Origin of the sequence: Bacillus sp. S14(2024) (genome assembly GCF_050473785.1) — a bacterium.
In the GTDB taxonomy this organism is placed as follows: domain Bacteria; phylum Bacillota; class Bacilli; order Bacillales; family Bacillaceae_G; genus Bacillus_A; species Bacillus_A yunxiaonensis.
On the sequence record NZ_JBFLUP010000006.1, the window covers coordinates 4250001 to 4275140 of the forward strand.

The window sequence follows — 25140 nt, forward strand, 5'->3', positions numbered from 1 at the left end:
CTTCATGTTGCTCATCCACTAAAAGTAAGAATGGTAAATCATGTTTTTCAATAAATTTCAAATGTCTGTTTGCTGGATCAGGACTCACGCCAAGGATCACTGTATCTTTCTTTTGAAACACCCCGTATGCATCACGAAAATCACACGCTTCTGTTGTACACCCTGGTGTCATATCTTTCGGATAAAAATAAAGTACAACATGTTTCCCGCGAAAATCAGATAGTTTTACTTGCTCTCCGTTACTTGCTTCTAGTGTAAAATCTGGTGCCATTTGTCCTACTGCAACCACTTATAATCACTCCTTGTCTTTTTCTTCCACTATATCAAATATCATATCATTTTTCAGTTTCCATAACTGTTCGTACAACAAATGCAAATGGCATCGTATACCCTATCAGTGCTTCTACAATCGCAATCCAACGGCCAATTCCAATAGGAGTTACATCTCCATATCCAACTGAGAGTAATGTAATCGCACTAAAATATAAACATACCTCTACAAGTGAAAATGAATGACTTGTTATCATCTTTCCGTCTTCCTGTAATACCGAAAATCCACTTTCTTCTAGAACAACATAACTTAACGCAAATGCAATTAGTATAGTTGTATAAATGAGAAATAATGAAATAAGATTATACAAAGAGAAAAAACGATTTGATTCTCCCGCCGAACTCCATAACAATTGGATACTTCGCAATACAGCAATCGCGGCAATAAATAAAATAATTCCCCATAACATGTCCTCCACCTCATTTTATTTGTATGAGGACAAAGGCAGTTTTATCCCATCCTTAATGGACAATGAAACCTAGAGAAAAACTCCCACTGATTAAAGTTTCACTTTATTAATTTCCAGCACCGCGATATCGTTTTACTCCTATATTCCAAACGAAAAAACCAATTGAGAAGCAAATAATCCCAACAACAGGTGTTGCAAATGCGTAAGAATTCCATTCTGTTTTTCCTAGAAAATAAGCTGCTGGATACACACCAACAAAAGCAAATGGCAATACAAACGTTAAGATAAAACGAATGACGCGGTTATAAATGTTAACCGGATAACGTCCATAGTTTCCAATATTATACATAAGCGGCATAATGGAACTTCTTGCATCTGACCAAAAACCAATGCTTGCAAGTGTTATGAAAATTCCCCCATACACCAGCGCACCGCCTAGTACCATTAATATAAATAAAAAGAAATCATACCAATGCAATGTTAATTGAAGTTGTACTACAGCATATCCCATTACCGCAAAACCTGTTATCGCACCAAGAAGTGACTCCAACTCCATTCGTTCTAATATAATTTGAAACAAACTGTGAATGGGACGTGTTAAAATCCGATCCATTTCACCTTTTACGATATAACGATCATTAAAGTCCCATATATTAAAGAACGCTGAAAAAACTGCAAATGGAACTAAGAAGAAACCATAAATGAAAATAACTTCCTCCTTATTCCATCCTTTCAATTCTTGTGTATGTCCAAATACAACAAGAATAAAGATTAAGTTTACTGCTTGTAACAATAAATCTGATAGTAAACCAACAATAAAATCACCACGGTATTCTAGCTTCGTTTTTATATATTGACTTGCATATTGTAAAAACAACTTAAAATATAACATTTCTCATCATCCCCCTTGCACAATCAGCCGTTTTCTCGCTGTTTTCCACATCATAACAATTGGAATAATGAGCAGAGCCGCCCATGTTATTTGAAATAATAAAGCTTTATAAATTGCCTCACCTTGTATGCCTTCAGAAAAAATCATACTCGGAATGTAACTAATCGCTTGAAACGGCAAAAACGTCATTGCTTTTTGAGCCCATAACGGATAGAAGCTAATTGGGAGTAACAGTCCGGAAAACAAATCGATAACGACACGTTTCGCATACATAATTCCATTATTATTAAATAAAAAGAACGTTAACATCCCTGTCATTAAATTAATTTGTGTATTAATGATAAAACTAAATAATAGCGATAAGAAGAAGTACAACCATGTTTGGAAATTCGTTGTAATTTGCAGTGAGAACAACAATGTAACAATCACCATGCCTGGAATAGAAAAGAAAGCAAATCTAAAAATCCCTTCCCCTAACCCTTGCATCACTTTCATACCTAAATAGTTATATGGACGAATTAACTCAACTGCAACTCGCCCTTCCATAATTTCCATCGCAATCTCTCTGTCAATGTTATTAAAATAAAAAGCACGGGCCATCCATGCAATTGCGATATAGGTTGTCATTTGTGTAACTGATACACCTTCGATATTTTCTTTCCCACTATAAATCGCTTGCCATAAAAAATAATATGCTCCGATATTAATCGTATAAATGATAATACCGCTATAATAGTTTGATCGATAAGCAAGCATCATTAAAAAACGGACGCGAATCATTTCAATATACTTACCCATGAGTTATGCCCTCTTCATAAATATTACGAATGATTTCCTCCGTAGATACTTCATTAATTTTTAAATCTTTAATTGCAAAAGTTTGTACAACTTTTGATATAAGAGTGGAAATAATAATTTCTTCATTCGGAATCTTGGCGATCCATGTATTTTGTTCTTTTCCTTGCGACCAAACTACATCATTATCAGGCATTAACATCGCAAGCTGCTGATAAGTAACAGGAGTTCCAAATTGAAAATGTATTTCCTTTTCTGCTCCCCACTGCGATCTTAGCTTGTCTAAAGATCCGTCATACATTATTTTTCCTTCATCTAACATAACCACACGATCACAAAGCGCTTCAATATCTGTAATATCATGTGTCGTTAATAAAATTGTTGTTTTATATCGCTCATTCATTTCTTTTAGAAAATCACGGATTTTCAATTTAACAAGAACATCCAGTCCAATTGTTGGTTCATCCAAAAACAATAACGGCGGATTATGAATTAATGCTGCCGCTAATTCGCAGCGCATCCGCTGTCCAAGAGATAGCTTCCGAACTGGCTTGTCCAAGAGCGGACCAATATCTAACGTTTCAATCACATGCTCCATATGTTCTTTATATTGCTGATCAGAAACACCATATACTTTTTTTAACAAACGGAAGGACTCCTGCACAGCAATATCCCACCAAAGCTGCGAACGCTGCCCAAACACAACACCAATCGTTTTCACAAATTCTTCCCTTTGTTTGTGAGGATTCATGCCATTCACAGTGATCTGTCCAGCAGTCGGTGTTAAAATACCTGTTAGCATCTTAATAGTAGTGGATTTACCAGCACCATTTTCACCAATATATCCAACCATCTCCCCTTGCTTTACAGTAAACGAAATATCATTTACTGCTGGTACAATCTTATAATTACGATTTAATAAATCTCGAAACGCTCCTTTTAACCCCGAGCGGCTTGAGTACGATGTAAATTCTTTCCGTAAATCTTTTACTTCAATAACCGTCTCCATACTCATTCTCCTTTCTATTTCTCTCTCTAACAGGCAACACCTTTCATTTTCCTATAATATAAAGACAGCGAGCTTTTGCGGGATTCCTCCTATAAACTCGCTTCATTTAACTAACAATGAAGTAGATAATGCCGACGAAAGTTTCAGTTTAGCACAACGAATAGTTTACCCAACAGTAACAACTATCACAAACAATACGTCTTTTCCAAAAACGTGTTAAAATAATACATAGATTTTTGTAAGGAGATGAATTTTCGTGAAATTCACAAAATCGGAAGAACTACATAAAGAAGCATTAGAACATATCGTTGGTGGTGTAAATAGCCCTTCTCGCTCTTATAAAGCAGTTGGCGGCGGATCACCTGTTGCAATGGAGCGCGGTAAAGGCGCTTACTTTTGGGATGTAGACGGCAACAAATATATCGATTATTTAGCAGCATACGGGCCAATTATCACAGGTCACGCTCATCCACACATAACAGAAGCAATTAAAGTAGCTGCTGAAAATGGTGTGTTATACGGAACGCCAACAGCTTTAGAAGTAAAATTTGCAAAAATGTTAAAAGAAGCTATGCCTGCGATGGATAAAGTACGTTTTGTAAACTCTGGAACAGAGGCTGTTATGACAACAATCCGCGTTGCTCGCGCTTATACAGGGCGCACGAAAATTATGAAATTTGCTGGTTGCTACCATGGACATTCTGATTTAGTACTTGTAGCAGCTGGCTCCGGTCCTTCTACACTTGGTACTCCTGATTCTGCGGGTGTACCACAAAGCATCGCACAAGAAGTAATCACAGTTCCTTTTAATAATGTAGAGACATTAAAAGAAGCATTAGATAAATGGGGACATGAAGTAGCGGCGATTCTTGTAGAACCAATCGTTGGGAACTTCGGAATTGTGGAACCAAAACCTGGCTTCCTTGAAAAAGTAAATGAACTTGTTCATGCAGCAGGTGCATTAGTCATTTATGACGAGGTTATCACAGCTTTCCGCTTCATGTATGGCGGTGCTCAAGACTTACTCGGTGTAACACCAGACTTAACTGCTCTTGGCAAAATAATCGGCGGCGGTCTTCCAATTGGTGCTTACGGTGGTAAAAAAGAAATCATGGAACAAGTTGCACCGCTTGGCCCTGCTTACCAAGCTGGTACAATGGCTGGAAACCCAGCTTCTATGGCTTCTGGTATCGCATGCTTAGAAGTACTAAAGCAAGAAGGGGTATACGAAAAGCTAGATGAACTTGGGGCAATGCTTGAAAAAGGTATTTTGGAACAAGCAGCTGCACACAACATTGATATTACAGTGAACCGCCTAAAAGGCGCTTTAACAGTATACTTTACAAAAAATAAAATCGAAGACTACGATGCTGCACAAAATACAGACGGTGAAATTTTCGGTAGATTTTTCAAACTGATGCTTCATGAAGGAATTAACTTAGCACCATCTAAATATGAAGCATGGTTCTTAACAACAGAGCATACAAAAGAAGACATTGAATACACGATTGAAGCTGTTGGCAGAGCATTTGCTGCATTAAAATAATTTCCATCAGCAAGGGGTTCTTCCCCCCCACTGATCCTTAAAACATATCGCCTAATTAAGCGGAATAAAATAAAAAACAGAGGATCTCCTCTGTTTTTTTATTTTTACTATTTCATAAATCACGAATTAATAGTATAATTATTCAAAATTATCTATTTTTTATTCCTAAATAACAATTCATTATTTTAAATATTAGGTGTCGTACACCTTTAATATTTTGATTATTCTAATTCCATACCAAGGGGGGATTGACGGATGCTCAATAAAACAAATAGATGGACACCGTCTTTATTTCAAAATTATGCAAATGCAGAACATGACGCGTGTGGAATCGTTTCCGTAATGGAGAAACAAAACATTCCAACGAAAGAAAATATTAATCTTTGTATAGAATCGCTAGTGAAGATGAATCATCGTGCTGGATTTATTAATAATGAAGGTGACGGGATCGGAATTCATATTGATCTTCCAAAAACACTTTGGAAAGAAAAATTAACTCAAAATGGTTATAATCCAGCATTAGTGGACCATCCCCACTTTATCGTTGGACATTTTTTTCTACACCAAAAAGGAGATACAAACTCCTTACAAAATGATATCCGTTCCTTGCTGCAGAAAGAAAATCTAACTATCGTGTTTGAAACTAGCACCGTAACAAACTCTGATGCACTCGGACCTCTCGGCAAACAAGAAGAACCGCTATTTTGGCAAGTTGCTGTTATTCCAGAAAATCAATATAAAAAGATTGATCAATTATTATTCTCTCTAACGATAGAAATTGAAAAAAACGAAGCAATTCATGTCGCATCATTCAGTCAGGATTATGTTGTTTATAAAGTACTCGGAGCTGGCGATACACTTGTGTCATACTATGCTGACCTGCGAAATCCACTTATCGCATCTACAATGACACTTGGACATAACCGTTATTCTACTAACACATTATCTAATTTTTTTCGCGTTCAGCCATTTAGTATACTTGGGCATAATGGAGAAATTAACACAATTGCTAAGCTGCGTGACCAAGCTGAAATGATTGATGTACCACTTACAATCGGAGGCAGCGACTCTCAAGATTTAAACCGCACCCTAGAAACACTTCTCACTCATTACAACTACAGTTTATTCGAAGCGATGGATATATTATTTCCACCAATTATTAATGAAATTAAGTTATACAAGCCGCATATGCAAGACTTATATACGTATATACGTGAAGCCTGGGGACATTTTGCTCAAGGACCGGCTGGAATTATTTCAAGGCATAAAGATGAAGCTGTTTTTAGTGTAGACTCTCTCGGTTTACGACCAGTTTGGAAAACAGAAACAGAAAATTCTTACATCTTTTCTTCTGAACCAGGTGTTATTTCTCCATCAGAATATGTTGCGGAACCAAAATCACTTGCTCCTGGAGAAAAAATAGGGTTAAAGCGGAATTCACAAGGCGAGCTTATTTTATACGAATACGATGTATATCAAGAGGAAGTATATGCACGTATGAAACAGCGAATTGACTTTATCGACTATCGCCATCATCTACATGTTCCACCAACAGAAGAGCTGGATAATCTTGCTTCAATTACTGAAGTCAAAACAGAACAATACGCAGCCTTTGGCTGGGACCGCGAGCATATTCAGCTTCTTGAACAAATGGCTGAAAAAGGCGCTGAGCCGATCCGTTCTCTCGGACATGATGCTCCTCTTGCAGGACTCGACATAGGAAGAAGAAATATTGCTGACTTTATAAAAGAAAGCGTTGCTGTGGTAACAAATCCTGCTATTGATCGCGATCGCGAAATAGAGCACTTCTCTACACGTACAATTGTAGGAACACGTCCAAATCTGTATGCCACAGAAGAACAACCATTTGTTGTAGAGCTTCCAAGCCCTATTGTCTTAGAAGGAGAATCCGGACAGCAAGCAACAAAGCATTTAGAAACAGTAACATACGAACAACTCATCCGTATGTTTGCTCTGCATAGCACTGTCTATAAATTATCTGGAACATTTACAGCGGATGAAACTTTATATACTTCACTGAATCGACTAGGATCAGAAGCTGTAATAGCAGTAAAAAAAGGAGCCTCTCTTCTCATACTCGACGATGCAAAGGCTCATCAAAATAATCAATTATGGATTGATCCACACTTAATCACAGCAAAAATTCATCAAGAACTTACAAAACACAAACTCCGCCGTGAGTGTGCAATTGTCGTACGCTCTGGAGCGCTTCGTTCTTTACATGATATTGTAACGTTATATGGTTTAGGAGCAGACGTTATAAATCCATACCTTACATTTGCAACAGTAAATGACAGAACAGAAAAGCCTATTCTAAATTTATATACTGCATTCAATAAAGGGCTTGAAAAGGTCATTTCAACACTTGGAATTCATGAATTACGCGGCTACGGCCGACTCTTCTCTTCCATTGGTTTACATGAAGAAATCGCATGTATACTGGATATTACAAACTTCCTTGGATCTGATACGTTAGATTTTTCACTAGAAGCACTAGCTGAGGATGCAAAAGCACGAGCAATAGATTATGCGAATGAAAAAGCAAAAATAAGAAAAACATTTCATCTATTCCCGCGCATTTGGAAAGCAATCGGGGACATCGCAAAAGGAAATGCCTACGATGATTATCGTGAAAAACTAGAGGAATTAGAAGAAAAAAATCCAACAACAATTCGGCATCTTATAAAAATAAAGGAAACAAATCATAAAGTTCCCATTGAGCGAGTTTCAATTGGAGTAAAAAATCATAGCTTGCCATTTATTATTAGCTCAATGTCATTCGGCTCACAAAATGAAATTGCCTTCCGTGCTTACGCCGAGGCTGCCGACCGCTTAAATATGATTAGTTTAAACGGTGAAGGCGGCGAAATTAAGGATATGATTGGCAAATATCCGCATACACGCGGACAACAGGTTGCATCAGGACGGTTTGGCGTCAATGCTGAACTGCTTAATTCCTCTAACTTAATTGAAATTAAAATTGGGCAAGGAGCAAAACCGGGAGAAGGCGGACATTTACCAGGTTCAAAAGTGACAGCAAAAATTGCAGAAGCACGAAATGCAACAATTGGTTCCGACTTAATCTCTCCTTCTAATAACCATGACATTTATTCAATTGAAGATCTAGCCCAAATGATTACAGAAATTAAAACGGCTAATCAACATGCAAAAGTAGCGGTTAAAGTTCCTGTTGTCCCTAACATTGGAACCATTGCAGTCGGCATCGCCAAAGCTGGTGCTGATTTTATCAACATTAGCGGTTTCGACGGCGGAACAGGTGCAGCACGTATTCATGCCTTGCAACACGTTGGTCTTCCTGTTGAAATTGGTGTAAAAGCAGCTCATAATGCTCTATTAGAAGCCGGTATGAGACATCACGTAGAAATTTGGGCTGACGGTGGTATACGCAGTGCTGCAGATGCATTGAAAATAATGCTTCTTGGTGCAAACCGCATTGGCTTTGGTACACTTTCTATGATTGCTATCGGTTGTACAACATGCCGCGGTTGTCATTTAGATACATGTCATGTTGGAATTGCAACGCAAATTGAATCAGAAGCACAAGCGAAAGAACATGGTCTGCGCCGCTTTGTACCGCGAAATTTTGAAAGTGCTGTAGAAGGATTATTAAATTTATTCACAGCTTTTGGAACAGAACTAAAGCGATTAACAGGGCAGCTTGGTCATACAAACTTACAAGAAATTGTTGGACGTTCCGATTTATTAGAACAAGCAAGCGGCAAGCATTTACTTAACTTACATTACCTATTACAAACATTAGAAGATGTAACATACCATGCCTTGCAAACAACATCACAGCAAAAACATGATGAAACCCCTTATGCGATTGAATCAAAAGAGCTTGTTAGTGTTGGCGTTGATCAGCGTGTAATGGGCGGCATGGAATCTTGCTACCGCGTGCGTAGTAAATTGTATGAAAATCATATATTAGAGCCAATTACATTAAAGTACACAAATGGTTCCATTCCGGGAAATGGCTTAGGGGCCTATAATAGTGAAAATCTATTCATTCATGTCAATGGCGGCGCGCAAGACGGCATCGGAAAAACAGCTTTTGGAGGCGGTATTTACATTACAAAAACAAAAGGAAAAGACGGTAAATACTATAACGGTTCTGTTGGAAAAGGATTCGGATACGGTGCGCAAAAAGGAGCATTATACGTACAAGGAAATGCTGACGCCAGAGCTGGGATTCGTCTATCAGGGGCTGATATGATTATTGGCGGAAGAATGACAAAACCACTCCCAAAAGAAGAGTATGGAAATATTGGTGTTCACGCTAATATAAAAGGATTTGCTTTTGAATATATGACAAACGGCCGCGCGCTCGTCCTCGGTGACCCTGGCCCATGGATTTGTGCCGGAATGACAGGAGGAGTTGTATACTTACGTCATGAGCCTGATCTCGGATTAACAGAACAAGCACTAGAGCGACGAATTGCAAAAGGAGCAAATGTTACTCTTCGTCCACTCAGCAAAATAGGAGAATCTGATGTGAAAGAGTTATTATTAGACTATCTTCGTATATTAAATGAACATGAACAATATGAAGAAGTTGCTCTTCTTTCACCTTTACTAATAGATCTGGATTCTCATTTTTACGAAGTAATTCCAGCAAAAGAGCAAGCTGATCCGTCTGTTTCAACAGAGTAAAATTAAGTGAAACTACCATCAGCGGGGGTTTTCTTCCCCCCTACTGATAGTTAGTTGAATCAATCAAGCACAGACCAGTCCCCCGCCTCAAAATTCTTAGGATTCCTCACAATCTTGAGGCGGGGCTTATTGCCGGCAAATAGCGGAATAAAACTTTCATTATTTGAGAATAACAGTTTTCTAATTGACGACTTATGATTCTCGTAGTACTCTATAACAAATAAAAAAACCTGCTGAATTTCAGCAGGTTTTTTCATTAAAATATTACTTGCTAACATAAGTTAATGAATGTATAGTATCATGTTGTACATTCATTATGACAAGAAAGAAAGGATATAAAAAAGAGTATGAAACTTGGTGCTCGCGTTTTAAAAACGGGTATTGCCATTACATTAGCTTTATTTGCATGTTTATTGCTTAAATTACCAAGCCCTGTATTCGCTGGGATCTCAGCAATTTTTGCTGTACAACCCTCTGTATACCGATCGTATTTAACAGCTCTAGAACAAATTCAAGCAAATGTAATTGGGGCAATTTTTGCCATTGTCTTTGTGTTTGCTTTTGGAAACAACCCTTTTATTATTGGATTAACATGTATATTAGTTATTGCACTTGCCTTACAATTACATTTAGAAAATACAATTTCTATCGCCCTCGTAACTGTTATTGCCATTATGGAATATCAAGGTGCAAATTTCTTTGATTTTGCCCTATTACGCTTTGCAACAATTATGGTTGGGATTATCGCGGCATCTCTCGTAAATCTAATATTTATGCCGCCAAAATACGAAACAAAACTGTATCACAAAATCGTTGATAGTACAGAAGAAATTGTAAAATGGATTCGTATGAGCAGCAGGCAAGCATCTGATTTCACAACATTGAAAACAGATATTGACCATATGAAAGAAAAAATGATTCGTCTAAATCATTACTACTTACTGTATAAGGAAGAAAGAAGCTATACGAAAAAAGTACAGGTTGCTAAAATTCGTAAGCTAGTTTTATTTAGACAAATGTTAACGACAACTAATCGTGCTTTGAGCACATTAAAAGCATTACATCGAACAGAAAACGAATTACGTTATATGCCAGAATCGTTTCAAGAATCGATTCAAAATGAACTTGATTCATTAACACATTATCATGAACAAGTATTGCTGAAATTTATCGGGAAATCCAAAAAACAGCAATCTGTTGAATTTCTTGACGAGATTTCTATTGGTAAACAACAACTAATCGATATGTTTATGAACTATCAAAATAAAGAAGATGAAGAAAGCTATAAAATATGGCTTCACCTATTCCCTCTCGTTTCAGCTATTATTAATTACAGCGAGGAAGTAGAACATTTAGATTTACTTGTAGACAGTTTCTATACGTACCATAATCCAGAAAATGAACTACAAATTCATGATAAACAAGAAGATGAATGAAAAAACGACCCTTTCACATTACGAAGGGGTCGTTTCTTTTATATGTTGAATTTGATATAAATTATAATAATGACCACGCTTTTGCATTAACTGCTGATGAGAACCCTTTTCTTTTATCTCACCGTCTTCCAAATAAATGATTGTATCTACATGTGTAATTGTTGATAATCTATGCGCAATAATAATTGTAGTTCGATCAGCAGCTAGCGTTTGCAGGGCTTCTTGAATATAACGTTCATTTTCTAAATCTAACGCAGATGTAGCTTCATCTAAAATAAGTAATGACGGATTTTTTAAAAATACACGTGCAATCGCGATGCGTTGTCTTTGTCCACCTGACAATTTCACACCTCTTTCTCCGACCACTGTTTCATATCCGTCAGGTAAACTCATAATAAAATCATGAATATGTGCAGCTTTAGCTGCTTCTACTACCTCTTCTTCTGTTGCTTCAGGCTTTCCATATAAAATATTTGCTCCAACTGTATCACTAAATAAAATGTTATCTTGCAACACAAGACCAATATGACTGCGTAAATTACGCACAGCGTAATTCCTAACATCAATCTTATCTACATAAATTGATCCTTTCGAAACATCATAAAAGCGAGGGATTAGACTTGCAAGTGAAGACTTTCCACCCCCACTTAAACCGACAAGTGCTACTTTTTCACCTGGTGGAATAGATAAAGAAATGTCTCGAAGCACATCTTGTTCATCTTCATTGTAGCGAAATGAAACATTTTTAAATACGACCTCACCTCGAAGTGAATTCTTTACGATAGCATCTGGGCAATCTATAATATCATACTCCTCATCTAGCAATTCAAAAACACGGTCCATAGAGGCAAAAGATTGCGTAAGTGTGGTCGAAGAGTTTACAAGACGGCGTAACGGACTATATAAACTATCCATATATCCAACAAAGGCTACCAATGTACCGAGCGTTAACGATCCATGAATGACTTCATAAGCAGCAAAAGCGATGACGATTAAAGGACCAAGATCCGTTAATGTGTTTACAGTAGAGAATGTCCTCGCTGTCCAGCTCGTATGTGTTAGTGCCTTCGTTAAGAATCTATTATTCTTCTCTTGAAATTGCTCTTCTTCATACTCCTCTAACGCAAAGCTACGTGTCACTGGCATACCTTGAATACGCTCATGTAAGTATCCTTGCATCGTTGCCAGTGCTTGCGAACGCTCACGTGTTAATGTTCGAAGACGACTGAAAAAATATTTGACTGCAACTACATAAACAGGCAATACGAGTAAGGAAACAAGTGTTAATTTCACATTCATCGAAAACATAACCGCAATTGCAATAAAAACTGTTGCTGTGTCCAGCCAAACATTCATTAACCCAGTAATAACAAAGTCTTTCGTCTGCTCAACATCATTAATTACACGAGAAATAATTTCACCGGTCTTCGTATTAGAGTAATAACGTAAGCTTAATTTTTGTAAGTGCGCGAAAATATATTTTCTCAAATCATACAACACTTCATTTCCGATACGCTGCGCAAAATATTGACGATAATATTCAATTGGAGGCCGTAGCACCGCAAAAATAAACAATGCAATTCCAATCGCTGTAAATAATTGAGATGTTTTCTGTTCTAGTGAACTTCCTCCTTGAATAATATCGTCAATAATATACTTTAATAACCACGGCATAATAAGCGGAATACCAAATTTAATGAGGCCTATTACAATAGTAATTGTAATGGACAACCGATACGGCTTTACGAATTGCAGATACCGTTTTATTCCTTTCATGCCACTCCCCCGTTCTAACAAGACAAAACCTGCAGGATGTCCTAGCAGGTTTTTCTCTAGTCTCTATACATTAAATATCGTTCATACCACATATCAATAAAATCAGGAGCAAATGGGCCCTTTCGTTGATGAATCCACTGCGTTAAATACTCAACGTTTCGTTTTAATATCGTATCAATTACAGCTGGATAGTTCATAAGCTCACGATGTTTCTCATACTCATCTTCATCTAACAATGTATACGTCATATCAGGATACACTTTAATATCTAAATCATAGTCAATATATTTTAGCGCTTCATAATCGTAGGCAAATGGCGAACTTAAATTACAATAGTAGTACACACCTTCCTGCCTCAGCATTCCAATAATATTAAACCAATAATTCGAATGAAAATAACAAATAGCGGGCTCACGAGTAATCCACGTTCTTCCATCTGCTTCTGTTACCATCGTTCGGTCATTTGCTCCAATAACAAAACTTTGTGTCCCTTTTAAAACCGTTGTCTCTTCCCACATTCTATGAATAGAGCCATTATGTTTATAACTATGTATTTGTACTTTTTCTCCTTCTTTGGGAAACCCCATACTTTCTCCCTTCTTTCGTCGTGAACGCTCTTCTAAAGCTGTTACCTGGTATACTGTTCATTTTTACTTTTTTCTCAAAACATATTGAGTCGAATTCACTTTTCTTTTTATTATAACGGTTCTGTCGAAATTTTAAAACAAAAGAGCCGATTTACAAAATCGTCTCTTAGTTCGAAAGCATTTTATCATTTTCAAAGGAATGAATCACCGCTGCTGTTTGTTGCTCAAATTTCTGCTGTAAAGCTTTTAAAGTTTTTTCTGTTCTTTGAATTTCCTGCCGAATAAAATGAAGTTCTTTCATATCTTGCTTATCCATTTCAAGGTTTTGGTATTTCTCTAGATGAACTTGTAACTTTAACAATTCGTCCATCGTCCTCAATTGTTCTTCAACTAGTTCATCAAACTGTTTCATTTCATACCTCCTTAGAAATACTATTACATAGTTTCGAATAAAGACGGCACTTCTCCTTTGACTATATTTGTTGACTTATTAGAAGTTGTGTCAGCTTTTACAAATAAAATGAAACTTCCATCAATGAGGGGCCTACTGCCTGTTCATGCGGGATAAAGTGAAACTTCCTTCTGGGAGCGTTTTTTCCCAGAAGGTTAGTTGAACCAATAGGGCTTTTACGGACAGTTATCCCCCACCTGTCTTCTTCGCTTTTCCCTGAATCTTGAGGTGGGGTCTTACTGTCCGTTAATGCGGGATAAAAAAGAAAAACACTCCTCTTACATAAAAAGGAGTGTTTTTTTGTGATTAAGATTGTGTTTTCTTTGCTGCTGATTTTGCGTTTTGTTGTTTTACTGCTTGTACATTTGTTTCTGTTGCAAACTCTGTTCCATAGCTAGCAGCTGCACTTTGAGCGCTAGCAGCAGCACCAGAAGCTTGTGATTTCTTAGCTTCTGCTTGTGCATTTTGTTGTCTTACTTCTTGTGCATTTGTTTCAGTTGCAAATTCTGTGCCATAGCTAGCGCTTTGTTGTTTTGCACTTTGAATGCTAGCACCAGAAGTTGTTTTTCCAAAACTATGTTGTTTGTTCATCTTTCTCACCTCCACAACACATAATGTAACCATCCTGCACTGAACATATCCGTAAAAAATGTGAAAAGAAATATATTTTTTTTACGTATACAGACAAAAATGTTCATTCAAACTAACTGTGATGGAGGTGTGAATATATGTATCTTGGACGTGATATGACAGAATTATCAATGACTCCGAAAGATCATTGGAAAAAACATGAACTTGCTTATTTTCATCATTCTTTGCAGCAAATGATGCCATACTTAAATGTAGAAGGCCAAACTATTTATAAAGAGATTGTAAAAGAAATTGAAGCACGCGGTGGCCTGCAGCGACAATAAGTTGATTAGACACACAGTGCAAAAATATCCTATGATTAAAAACTCCAACCGCTACGGCTGGAGTTTTTTCACACACTCTTCAAAAATGGTTCGATGCGATTTAGAAATTGGTAAATGTTCAAATTCCTGAACCGTTATCACCTTTAAAATATCTGTTTCAACAATTGAATTTGTTACTGTACCATAAAATACAAAGACATCCCACGTTCTATGCGTAAATGTATGCTGAACACTCATTGCATAATCATCAATAGAAACAGAAAGAGAAAACTTCTCTTTCATGTAATCTGTCAATTGTTGTTTGTGGTTACGAATCCCTTCTCCAATTTCTACGTTAGGAAATTCCCACATGTTAGCAAGTAGCCCTGTGCTCTCTCTTTTATTAACCACATATTTACCATCTTCTGTACGCAATACACCAGCAACAATCGGAACCATCTTCGGTGCTTTCGCCTTACTTTTCACAGGCAATTCCTTTTGTACCCCTTCTGCAAACGCGCGACAGTGCTCCCTAACAGGACATAGAAGACAAGATGGATTTTTAGGAATACAAATAAGTGCACCTAATTCCATCAATCCTTGGTTAAAATAAGATGGATTTTCTCTTGAAATGATTTCACGAACAATATCTTCAAATACTTTACGTGTCTTTGGTTTAGCGATATCATCCCAAATCGATAAAATTCGTGATAATACACGCATCACATTTCCGTCAACAGCCGGCTCTGGAATTCCGTAAGCAATACTTAGAATTGCTCCTTTTGTATACGGTCCTACACCTTTTAACTTTTCAATTTGTTTTACATCGCTTGGGACTTTTCCGCCATATTGTTCTTTTACTTCTTTTACTGCAGCATGTAAATTACGTGCTCTTGAGTAATAACCAAGTCCTTCCCACGCCTTTAACACCTCTTCATCTTCAGCATCAGCTAACGCTTCTAATGTTGGAAACTTTTCCATGAAGTTTGCGTAATATGGTTTTACAGCTTCAACTCGTGTTTGCTGAAGCATAATTTCCGAAACCCAAACGCGATATGGATCTTTATTGATGCGCCATGGTAAATCACGTTGCTCCGTTTCAAACCAACTGATTAAATCATGTCGAAATTTTTCTATGTTAAAATCGTCTAATATCTCAAGCTTCAAACTTGATCCCCCTCATTTTTTACATATACGTACTATTATAAAGAATTTAGGAGAAAATTTAACTAAGATGATATAAGAAATAAAAGGTAAATGCCTTGTGATATAAAATAAAAAGAGTTACATTAATAAAAAACGGAGGTGGTTTTCATGGACACAGCCACTCATCTTGTCATGGGCGTTACATTAGGAAGCTTAGCCACACTAGATCCAGCGCTCAGCCAAAGTGACTTAGGACCACAAGCTGTGATGTTTGCAACAATTGTTGGTTCGAATATTCCTGATATTGATACTGTCTTAAAATTACGAAACAATGCGAAATACATTCGAAATCACCGTGGAATTACTCACTCTATCCCGGCTGTTATTCTTTGGTCATTTCTGATTAGTGGGATTACCTTTGCAATATTTCAAGGAACTCCTTATCTTCATCTTCTTCTATGGTCATTTATTGCTGTTTTCATTCATGTTTTTGTTGATATTTTTAATGCATACGGTACACAAGCACTGCGGCCCTTTACTAAGAGATGGGTGGCATTAGGCGTCATTAATACATTTGATGCAGTGATTTTCTTCATTCATACATTAGCGATTGCATGTATGCTTGTCGGTGCAAATAAAGGTTATACGGCAGCTGCTGCTTATATATTAATGACCGTTTATTATATTGGCCGAATTATGATGCGCCAAAATGTAAAAAGTGTCGTAAATAAACGATTCCGTGATGTTGAACAAGTCATTATTTCACCGTCATACCGCTTTTATCATTACCGCCTAGCTATTGTGACAAAAGATCATTACTTTGTTGCTCATTGGCATCGCGGTCATATTATGGTTCATGATAAATTCGAGCGCATTCCATTACCTAATAATGATGTCATTCGCGCCGCTCAAAAAGATGAAAATATTTCAGCGTTCTTATCATTTTCTCCTGTCTATCGCTGGGACATTTTTGAATACAACGATCATTATGAAGTTCGATTTATTGATTTGCGCTATCGGAGCAAAGGTTATTATCCATTTGTTGCAATCGTTCAGCTTAATAAAGAGCTTGAGATTATGAGTTCATACACAGGATGGATTTTCAGTGAAGAAAAACTACGAAAAAAATTAGAATTACTTCCCCATTAAAAAAACGACCGCAATTGGTCGTTTTTTTAATGTTTTAAATGATTGTCTTTGTTAATTAAATGACTATACTTTGGATTATTCGTTTGAATTTCATGCAAACGCGCCCCTTGGTTATTAATCCATGCTCGTACAACTTTCTCTGTCATTTCAATCCCTTGATACGTTCCTGTTTTTGCATATGTCGCTCCAAAATCTTCCCATAACAACTCAACCCAAGTACGCGCCTGAGAATAAGAAAGGGTAGCATTTTTTTCAAGAAGTTCTTTCGTTAACTTTTCAAAAATATCGTTCATTTTATGTCTCCTTTAGTCAATTTATCCATTTTACGTTATAGAATATTTTCTCTCACATTGCACATTCTATAAGTGATACTTTTTGTATCAATTTGTAGCGAGGGGGAGTTCCTCTTGGGTAAACAATCTGAAATTTGGTCTGAAGCTAGAAATAACAATAAGTTAGACGGTTCACCAAAAGCAAAAGCTCGTTTTGCGTCAAAACGACCTAACGGCACTATTAATACGCATCCGCAAGAGCGAATGCATGCCGCTAATCAAGACGAAGCATAATAAATATCTATCGATAACTTCTTATACGAGGTGATAAGATGAGCTACCGTGATCATTTAGACCATCGTTCCGAATTATTTAACCCTACATGGGCCCGTCCAAAACATGCAAAAGCACAAGTGAATGGACAAACGCAGCAAACTCAATCTCTCATTATTTTGGCAAATGAGATGAGAAAACGCCAATATTAGCCGTCCATCTCCTTTAACAACTATGAAAAGTGAAAACCAGAGCAGCCAAGGCTCTCTGGTTTTTATTTCTGTTGCAATAGCGAAATAGGAATACCAATTTCCTCTGTTTCATTTTGTTTGTGACCCCAAGCAAATACTCCATTAAAATACGTTATGGTAAAAGATACCCCTGGCTCTTCTATAAGTTCATATGTTTCACCAATCTCAAATGTATTTATGTCTGTCATATAAGCACGAGCCATTGCTATTTTTCTCATTAATACATCAAATTCATTTACAATACCAAGTTGCTCTGCCTTTACTGCCTGTTCTTTTAAAATGCCAATTTCTTCTCTTAACTCATGTGGTGTCATCTCGCTATAGCGCTTTGGCATATTTCTCATATTTTCCCTCATCCCTCTTCACGTTTCATTTGAATAAGCACTTCTATTTCATCAATTGAAAAACCCTTTCGATATAGCGCTTGCTTCATCTTATTTTCATACGTCCAGCTATCATATTTCTTGTATTTTTCATGATATTTATTACCATGATATATAAGGGCTTCTTCTTGCTTTTTATCATCCTTTTCATCCTGTAGTTCTTCTAAACAAATTTGAATGATATCACGCCCATACCCTTTGCGTACTAGCGTCTCTTCTAATTTTTGTTTCATTTGCAGAAAAGAATGTTTTTGATAAGACTTTTTCTTTTTTTCTATAAGTCCAAGACCATTTTCAATTTGTTTTTCTTGTGGATACTCCTGTAAACTATGAGTAATAATTATATCCGAAATACCCTTACTTAGCAGTTCACGTCTAATAACAATCGGTCCTTTTTGGCTCACATTGCTATGAGTACGTACATATGCAATTGCATACTCCTTATCATTAATATAACGATCATGCAATAGTTTTGAAATAACTTCAGAGATGATGGCTTGTCCAATTTCTTTTTTCCGTAATTGGTCTTCTACCTCTTGTTTCGTTCTCATTTGATGCGATAAATAAGTAATGGCGTATAAATATGCTTTTTGTACTTCTTCATCATATAAAATATTTGCTAATTCAACATCATCAAATTCTAAACCTTTTTGAAGTCCGTGTTTAATTAAGGTCACTTGATCTACACTGAAACCATATTCTTCTCCATGACCTTTATCAACATAAATATTAAACCTTTCTTTTGTTCGCTTTTGTACTTCTATTTTTGTAATGACAGCCATAAAATTCACCTCAACATCATTTTAACATATATGCAACAAATTTAAATTTCTTGAATATACATAATAAGGAGGGATTTCTCTTGGAAATTGCTATTTCTGGAGGAACAGGTTTTATTGGAAAAGCACTCACTTTATATTTAGCAAGCAACGGACATACCGTATACATTTTGACGCGTCAACTGAGAGAAAATCATTCACCTTCAACTATCCAATATATAAAATGGGATGCTGCCGATTCAAAATTCCCCCTTCCTTCCATTGATGTTGTTATTAATCTTGCCGGGGAATCTATAAACAATGGACGTTGGACTAAAAAACAAAAAGAAAAAATCATCAATAGTCGCTTACAAACGACAAAAGGATTAATTAAGCAACTACAAACGCTGCCCCAATCTCCGCATACATTTATAAATGCAAGTGCAATCGGCTATTATGGTACATCAGAGACAGAAATATTTACAGAAGACTGCCGAAAATCAGGTAATGATTTTTTAGCTACTACAGTAAAGCTATGGGAAGAAGAAGCAAGCAAAGCCGCAGCACTTGGTATTCGCACTGTCTATACACGTTTTGGTGTTGTTCTCGGAAAAGATGGAGGGGCACTACCGAAAATGCTACTTCCCTATCAATTGTTTATTGGAGGAACAATTGGATCAGGAAACCAATTGCTTTCTTGGGTTCATCTTGAAGATGTTGTTCGAATGATTGATTTTGCTATTCATACAAAAGAAGTGAACGGTGCATTAAATATTACAGCCCCTCACCCAGTAACGATGGAAGAATTCGGAAGAACCATCGCAAAAGTGATGCATAGACCACATTGGTTACCGGTACCTGCATTTGCACTCAAAACCCTTCTCGGTGAAATGAGCACCCTTATTTTACAAGGACAAAATGTATTACCTCAAAAAGCAATACAACATGGATATACACATTCTTATGATACTTTAGAACACGCGCTTCAAAACATTGTATCGCACTAATAATTTCTAAACTTTCTCAAGAGAAAAAACTCGTATGCAGAATAAAGAGGTTATTATGAAAATATTATTTAAGCAAGCCACTGTTTATCCTATTACATCTCCTAAATTGCAAGGCGATGTATTAGTAGAAAATAACAAGATTACAGCATTAGAACGATTTATTGAATCTAGCGAAGATATGACCGTTATTGATGCACGTGGTCTTCATCTTCTTCCAGGCTTTATCGATGTGCATACACATCTTGGCCTATATGATGAAGGAACTGGATGGGCTGGAAATGATGCAAATGAAACAGCTGAAATGCTAACTCCTCATATTCGCTCTTTAGATGGCATTCATCCTCTTGATATGGGTTTTCAAGATGCTGTACAAAGCGGTATTACAACCGTACATGTTATGCCTGGAAGTCAAAATGTAATTGGCGGAACAACATGCGTCATAAAAACAGCGGGAAACAGTATTGATCATATGGTCATTCAAGAGCCCGCAGGTCTGAAAATTGCATTTGGAGAAAACCCAAAAGGAATGCATAGTAATGGAAACAAAGAATCCATTACCCGCATGGGAATTATGGGGATGCTGCGCGAAGCTTTTTATGAAGCAAAGCATTATGGAAATGATGCGGACTTTCGAATGGTTCCTATATTACAAGCGCTCCGCCGTGAAATTCCTATACGTGCCCACGCCCACCGCGCAGATGATATTCTATCTGCTCTTCGCTTTGCTAAGGAATTTAATCTTGATTTACGTATTGAACACTGTACAGAAGGTCATCTTGTTGCTGATAAATTAGCAAACCACGATTTAAAAGTATCTGTCGGTCCAACATTAACACGTCGTTCAAAAATTGAATTAAAAAACAAATCTTGGCAAACGTATCATGTTTTATCGAATCATGGAATTGAAGTTTCTATTACGACAGATCACCCCTATACACCAATTCAGTATTTAAATGTTTGCGCAGCTATCGCTGTAAGGGAAGGATTAGATGAGCACAAAGCTCTAGAAGGAATTACAATTATCCCTGCTCGCAACTTACGTTTAGAAAAGAAAATTGGTAGTATCGAGCCTAGAAAAGACGCCGATCTTGTCCTATGGACTCATCATCCTTTTCACTATTTAGCCAAGCCTGTGTTAACGATGATAGACGGAAAAATTATCCATACAAAAAAATCATAAAAACTAGTTTATTTTTTTGACTAGATGAAGTATTATACGATTATAAACTGAATGAAACCATGATCAATTTGTGTCGTGTTGAGTAATTTCAAATTGATGAATGGGGAAGGCAAATGGTGCGCCACCAGCATTATAGACTGGTTCTAGTGGGTTCGATTCCCACCCCGAAATTTTTTTAAGTTTTATATAAAAATTTCGAGGGTGGGGTGTTTTTTTGTCGTCATGCTGCCCTCTTTTTAGGAGGAGATAGTATGTTAAAAAAACGTGACCTACATGACAGCCACGTTCTATATGATTTGATGATTCACCCTGATGTCTTCCCCTTTGTGCGTCAGAAGGCATCTTCTTATGACGAATTTTTATTTTTAACAAAACAAACAATTGAAGCTGAAGAGCGCGGAGAACTAATTTCACGCACAATTGTTGATGAATGGGGAAACCCTATTGGAACAATAACTTTATTTGATGTGCAAGAAAAAGCAGGTTTTCTTGGCACTTGGCTTGGCAAACCGTACCACGGAAAAGGTTATAATAAACCAGCAAAAGATGCTTTCTTTAGTGAACTTTTCTATGAATTAGATATTGAGACTATTTTTATGCGAATTCGCAAATTAAATACTCGCTCTATTAAAGCTGCCGAAAAATTGCCATACGTGAATCTAGCAAATGAAACAAGAAAATGTGTATATGATCAAATTAACGCGAATGATGAAGTATATAACTTATATGAAATTCCAAAAGATCAATACACACTACACACAATGCGCGAAGCAACATTCCAAGACGCTCATCATTTAAAAGAAGCATAATCTATGTATATCTCCCTCTGTCATTGGTAACGATAGGTAATGACTTTATGACACGAGGTGAACTGTAATGGATAAGAAAAGACGTGAAAAATCAAGAAATACATTATCTAGCACACAAGAAGTTCTCTATCAACGTGAATTTAAAAGAGCAGATCGTGCAGCTGGGTATAAGCCAAAAGGAATTTATTAACATACAGCTACCTCTTATTCATAGGAGGTAGCTTTTTTTGTGGAAAACTTTATCCACAAGATCGATAGAATTGTGTATAAATTCTAATATCTTTTCTATAAAAGGGAACTTTAACCACAGTTACCTTGTTTGTTTTGTGGATATATTTACTAAAAATTGTGGATATTGTGGATAATTTTATTAATATTTGAAGTTTACTGTATATTGTAAGCGGATTCTTTTGTGGATAAAGTGAAACTTCCATCAGTGGAGAGGCTTTTTTATCCCCACCCTATCTTCTGTAGAAAAGCGGAAGCGGCTCGCTCAGAATCGCAGGACGCCAGCGCCAAAGGCAGAGAGGCGTCCGAGAGAGCGAAACGACTGGAGATTCTAGCCGTTAGAGCTGGCCAACGCTTCTCTCTCAATCTTGAGGTGGCGGTCTTACTTGCGGGATAAATTATTAAAGACGTTTCATCATCTTGTTATTTCTATAATGGCTGTCCATTTGAGTAAAACAATAAAAAAACCTCCTTCTACTCAGATAGAAAAGAGGTTCTTATATTAAGTAAAAGACTGTACAAGGGCCGGTGGATGTACTGGTGAATGTACTCGCACATGATTTTCTTCTAAAATAGAATCTACAATATGAAACGCTGGTTCCGGACGATAAATGCGTTTCATCGCTTCTTTCATTTGCAATAACTTCATATCATCTTGCAATAATTCTTTCGTTTTCCCAAAAATTTCATTATCTTCACGAATAACAACTGCTGCACCTTGTTTTTCAAAGTAATTCGCATTTTCATTTTCTTGCCCTGGTACTGGTTTATATAAAACGACAGGTACTTGCAAAGCTGCTGCTTCACTTAATGTAATTCCCCCTGGCTTTGTAATCATACAAGAGGTAATACGGAACAGCTCATCAATATTCTCTATATAACCGAATACTTTTAATGCATCTGGATTGCTTTCTTGTAATTGCAGCAAGTCCTCTTGCAATACTTTATTTTTCCCACAAACTACGGCTACCTGCAGATCAGGAACTGACATAAAGGACTGACATAACCCTTTTACACTTCCTAACACTCCATGCGCTCCTGCTACAATAAGCAAAATCTTCTTGTCCCGTGACAAATCATACTTGTCATACAATGTTTCTACATTGATGACTGCTTCAAAATTTTTACGAATCGGAATCCCTGTTGCTACAATTTGTTCAGCAGGTACTCCTACCTGTATCATAATGTCCTTCACATGATCTGTTGCAACAAAATAACGATCTACTTCTCGATGAATCCATATTTTATGCAAGCAAAAATCAGTAACTACATTATAAACAGGAATAGAAATACCTGTTTGCTTTTTCAGCTCTGGCACTGCAATGATTGGAAATGTATTAATAACAATATCGGGTTTTTCAGCATGCAATATCGCTTTTAAGCGTTTTCGACCAAAATTGGCATACCATGATGCAATTTTTTTATCGTAAATTTTCTCAACACCATAATAAAATAAGCGGTACAGCTCTTTCCCAATTGTATAACTTTTTAAATATAAATATTTTGTAATGTCTGTTATGACAGGGTGCGATTCACTAAAAAGGTCGCATACGATTACATCCTCAAATCCTCTTTGACGAAATGTTTGTTCTAATGTTTTTGCCACTTGTACATGACCGTTACCGTAATGTGCTGTTAATATTAAAACCTTGGGGTTTTTTATCAAACAAATCCACTCCTAGCTTTTTCGGTCTTTCATATTGTATCTGTCACAATATAAAAAACAATTCCCTTATAATTTTGCATGTTTGAATTCCAACGATTTTTCGTTGGATCTGTACCTGTCGTGGATATGCAAAGCATATGTTATTGACCCCTTAATCCCATCTGCTCATATCTTAACATTATACTTTCCTATAACTGCTTTCGCAATAACTTGACTTTTATCTATACTCCATGATACGCCTTACATTATTTCTTAATTCTTTCTATTGTTTCGTTTTCCCTTTACATTTTTGTAAATTTATCCATATCGTTTCTTTACAAAAATAGACATTGTGTAATCATAGTATACTCCTTTCCTTATGTTTGCTCTACTATTAATCAATGGAAAGCAAAAAGTCTAATCCACAATTGGATTAGACTGCCGCTAAAATATTCTTTGCTTTTTGAATGCTTTCTTCCGTTGGAGGCTCGACTCCTTCAAGAGGATATTTGTGCCCTAACGCCTCCCATTTATAAACACCTAACTTATGATACGGTAAGACTTCTACCTTTTGTACATTATCAAGACTTTGAATAAAGGCTGCCAAATTTTCTAAGTCCTCTGTACCATCAGTAATTCCAGGTACAAGTACATGGCGCACCCAAATTGATTTCTTTTTATCTGATAAATAACGAGCAAATTGTAAAATATGTTCGTTCGGTTTTCCTGTTAATTTACGATGTTTTTTTGAATCAATATGTTTTAAGTCAAGTAATACCAAATCAGTATATTCCATCAAAATGTCTAATTTTCTTTGGAATTCTTCATCTTCAGAATAGCACCCTCCTGAAGAATCAATTGTCGTATGAATGCCGACCTCTTTACATCTCTTAAACAGCTCAATCAAAAAGTCTAATTGCAATAGCGGCTCACCGCCGCTTACTGTAATACCACCGCCAGAAGCTTCAATAAAAGGAAGGTAACATGTAACATCCTGCATCACTTCTTCAACTGTTATTTCTTTCCCTTTACCAATCTCCCACGTATCCGCATTATGACAATATTGACAACGTAGTAAACACCCTTGCGTAAATATGACATAACGAATTCCTGGACCGTCAACAGTACCACAAGACTCAACAGAATGAATTCTTCCTTTTACCATGTTACTTCCTCCTCTATTAAAACAGCTCCCCTCTGTCTTTATGAAAAACAGAGG

At 36.7% G+C, this 25140-nt stretch carries 26 protein-coding genes (1 of these 26 cut by a window edge); 11 read left to right on the plus strand and 15 right to left on the minus strand.

Annotated elements, in window-relative coordinates; all coding sequences use genetic code 11:
- The 5 genes from bcp to AB1279_RS21565 all read right to left on the minus strand — a co-directional run.
- Positions 1-289 carry the 5' portion of a thioredoxin-dependent thiol peroxidase gene (gene bcp / locus AB1279_RS21545; RefSeq protein WP_429752425.1) on the minus strand. It extends 167 nt beyond the left edge of the window, so the window shows 289 of its 456 coding nt (coding positions 1-289); it begins with the start codon at positions 287-289; its stop codon lies beyond the left edge, outside the window.
- A gap of 46 nt (positions 290-335) precedes the next feature.
- Positions 336-740, minus strand: coding sequence for an ion channel (locus tag AB1279_RS21550; protein WP_429760866.1), 405 nt, complete (start codon positions 738-740; stop codon positions 336-338).
- A 106-nt stretch (positions 741-846) separates the two neighbouring features.
- Positions 847-1632, minus strand: coding sequence for an ABC transporter permease (locus tag AB1279_RS21555; protein ID WP_429760867.1), 786 nt, complete (start codon positions 1630-1632; stop codon positions 847-849).
- 6 nt (positions 1633-1638) lie between these two features.
- Positions 1639-2430, minus strand: coding sequence for an ABC transporter permease (locus AB1279_RS21560; RefSeq protein ID WP_429760869.1), 792 nt, complete (start codon positions 2428-2430; stop codon positions 1639-1641).
- Entirely contained in the window at positions 2423-3436 is a 1014-nt protein-coding gene (locus tag AB1279_RS21565; protein ID WP_154709357.1) for an ABC transporter ATP-binding protein, read from the minus strand. Before AB1279_RS21565 ends, AB1279_RS21560 begins: the two co-directional genes overlap by 8 nt.
- Before the next feature lie 250 nt (positions 3437-3686).
- On the opposite strand from AB1279_RS21565, the gene hemL reads away from it, so the two are divergent.
- The 3 genes from hemL to AB1279_RS21580 all read left to right on the plus strand — a co-directional run bounded on the left by hemL (position 3687) and on the right by AB1279_RS21580 (position 11113).
- Positions 3687-4982 (plus strand): glutamate-1-semialdehyde-2,1-aminomutase, encoded by a 1296-nt coding sequence (gene hemL, locus AB1279_RS21570; RefSeq protein ID WP_429761530.1) that lies wholly within the window; start codon positions 3687-3689, stop codon positions 4980-4982.
- A 255-nt stretch (positions 4983-5237) separates the two neighbouring features.
- Positions 5238-9677, plus strand: a complete 4440-nt coding sequence (locus tag AB1279_RS21575; protein WP_429760871.1) for a glutamate synthase-related protein — start codon at positions 5238-5240, stop codon at positions 9675-9677.
- Positions 9678-10024: 347 nt separating this feature from the next.
- Positions 10025-11113: an aromatic acid exporter family protein gene (locus AB1279_RS21580; protein ID WP_429760873.1), complete on the plus strand. Its 1089-nt coding sequence runs from the start codon at positions 10025-10027 to the stop codon at positions 11111-11113.
- An 18-nt stretch (positions 11114-11131) separates the two neighbouring features.
- On the opposite strand, the gene AB1279_RS21585 is transcribed toward AB1279_RS21580, so the two are convergent.
- The 4 genes from AB1279_RS21585 to AB1279_RS21600 all read right to left on the minus strand — a co-directional run bounded on the left by AB1279_RS21585 (position 11132) and on the right by AB1279_RS21600 (position 14533).
- On the minus strand, positions 11132-12889 hold the full coding sequence (locus AB1279_RS21585; RefSeq protein WP_429760875.1) for an ABC transporter ATP-binding protein: 1758 nt from the start codon (positions 12887-12889) through the stop codon (positions 11132-11134).
- A 56-nt stretch (positions 12890-12945) separates the two neighbouring features.
- On the minus strand, positions 12946-13476 hold the full coding sequence (gene ntdP, locus AB1279_RS21590) for a nucleoside tri-diphosphate phosphatase (RefSeq protein ID WP_429760876.1): 531 nt from the start codon (positions 13474-13476) through the stop codon (positions 12946-12948).
- A 166-nt stretch (positions 13477-13642) separates the two neighbouring features.
- A complete protein-coding gene (locus tag AB1279_RS21595; RefSeq protein ID WP_429760877.1) occupies positions 13643-13888 on the minus strand; it encodes a YgaB family protein in 246 nt (81 codons plus the stop codon).
- 345 nt (positions 13889-14233) lie between these two features.
- Positions 14234-14533, minus strand: a complete 300-nt coding sequence (locus AB1279_RS21600; RefSeq protein WP_429761532.1) for a gamma-type small acid-soluble spore protein — start codon at positions 14531-14533, stop codon at positions 14234-14236.
- 122 nt (positions 14534-14655) lie between these two features.
- Between AB1279_RS21600 and AB1279_RS21605 the strand changes: the two genes are divergently transcribed.
- On the plus strand, positions 14656-14841 hold the full coding sequence (locus AB1279_RS21605) for a hypothetical protein (protein WP_429760879.1): 186 nt from the start codon (positions 14656-14658) through the stop codon (positions 14839-14841).
- Between the two features lie 51 nt (positions 14842-14892).
- Here AB1279_RS21605 and mutY read toward each other — a convergent pair whose 3' ends face one another.
- The gene (gene mutY, locus AB1279_RS21610) at positions 14893-15987 is read right to left on the minus strand and encodes an A/G-specific adenine glycosylase (RefSeq protein ID WP_429760880.1); all 1095 of its coding nucleotides are present in this window, start codon (positions 15985-15987) and stop codon (positions 14893-14895) included.
- A 147-nt stretch (positions 15988-16134) separates the two neighbouring features.
- Here mutY and AB1279_RS21615 point away from each other — a divergent pair, with 147 nt between their 5' ends.
- Entirely contained in the window at positions 16135-17115 is a 981-nt protein-coding gene (locus AB1279_RS21615; protein ID WP_429760882.1) for a metal-dependent hydrolase, read from the plus strand.
- A gap of 26 nt (positions 17116-17141) precedes the next feature.
- On the opposite strand, the gene AB1279_RS21620 is transcribed toward AB1279_RS21615, so the two are convergent.
- Positions 17142-17408, minus strand: coding sequence for a YfhJ family protein (locus tag AB1279_RS21620; RefSeq protein WP_336483759.1), 267 nt, complete (start codon positions 17406-17408; stop codon positions 17142-17144).
- A 114-nt stretch (positions 17409-17522) separates the two neighbouring features.
- Between AB1279_RS21620 and AB1279_RS21625 the strand changes: the two genes are divergently transcribed.
- Both AB1279_RS21625 and AB1279_RS21630 read left to right on the plus strand, forming a co-directional pair.
- On the plus strand, positions 17523-17681 hold the full coding sequence (locus AB1279_RS21625) for a small, acid-soluble spore protein K (protein WP_242220646.1): 159 nt from the start codon (positions 17523-17525) through the stop codon (positions 17679-17681).
- 38 nt (positions 17682-17719) lie between these two features.
- Positions 17720-17872 carry a YpzG family protein gene (locus tag AB1279_RS21630; protein ID WP_336483760.1) on the plus strand — a complete coding sequence of 51 codons (153 nt, stop codon included), beginning with the start codon at positions 17720-17722 and terminating at the stop codon, positions 17870-17872.
- Positions 17873-17934: 62 nt separating this feature from the next.
- Here AB1279_RS21630 and AB1279_RS21635 read toward each other — a convergent pair whose 3' ends face one another.
- Positions 17935-18255 (minus strand): YfhH family protein, encoded by a 321-nt coding sequence (locus AB1279_RS21635; RefSeq protein ID WP_336483761.1) that lies wholly within the window; start codon positions 18253-18255, stop codon positions 17935-17937.
- 8 nt (positions 18256-18263) lie between these two features.
- Positions 18264-19076 carry a recombination regulator RecX gene (gene recX, locus AB1279_RS21640; protein WP_429760883.1) on the minus strand — a complete coding sequence of 271 codons (813 nt, stop codon included), beginning with the start codon at positions 19074-19076 and terminating at the stop codon, positions 18264-18266.
- Between the two features lie 80 nt (positions 19077-19156).
- On the opposite strand from recX, the gene AB1279_RS21645 reads away from it, so the two are divergent.
- From AB1279_RS21645 to AB1279_RS21660, 4 genes are all read left to right on the plus strand, one after another.
- Positions 19157-20059, plus strand: a complete 903-nt coding sequence (locus AB1279_RS21645) for a TIGR01777 family oxidoreductase (protein ID WP_429760885.1) — start codon at positions 19157-19159, stop codon at positions 20057-20059.
- 55 nt (positions 20060-20114) lie between these two features.
- Complete coding sequence (locus tag AB1279_RS21650; RefSeq protein WP_429760886.1) at positions 20115-21239, plus strand: amidohydrolase; 1125 nt, start codon at positions 20115-20117, stop codon at positions 21237-21239.
- A gap of 251 nt (positions 21240-21490) precedes the next feature.
- Positions 21491-22048, plus strand: coding sequence for a GNAT family N-acetyltransferase (locus tag AB1279_RS21655; protein WP_429752456.1), 558 nt, complete (start codon positions 21491-21493; stop codon positions 22046-22048).
- Positions 22049-22115: 67 nt separating this feature from the next.
- Positions 22116-22238, plus strand: coding sequence for a YfhE family protein (locus AB1279_RS21660; protein WP_429752458.1), 123 nt, complete (start codon positions 22116-22118; stop codon positions 22236-22238).
- Positions 22239-22778: 540 nt separating this feature from the next.
- On the opposite strand, the gene AB1279_RS21665 is transcribed toward AB1279_RS21660, so the two are convergent.
- Positions 22779-23942 carry a diglucosyl diacylglycerol synthase gene (locus AB1279_RS21665; protein WP_429752460.1) on the minus strand — a complete coding sequence of 388 codons (1164 nt, stop codon included), beginning with the start codon at positions 23940-23942 and terminating at the stop codon, positions 22779-22781.
- Positions 23943-24354: 412 nt separating this feature from the next.
- Positions 24355-25086, minus strand: coding sequence for a pyruvate formate-lyase-activating protein (pflA, locus tag AB1279_RS21670; RefSeq protein WP_429760887.1), 732 nt, complete (start codon positions 25084-25086; stop codon positions 24355-24357).
- Between the last annotated feature and the right edge of the window lie 54 nt (positions 25087-25140).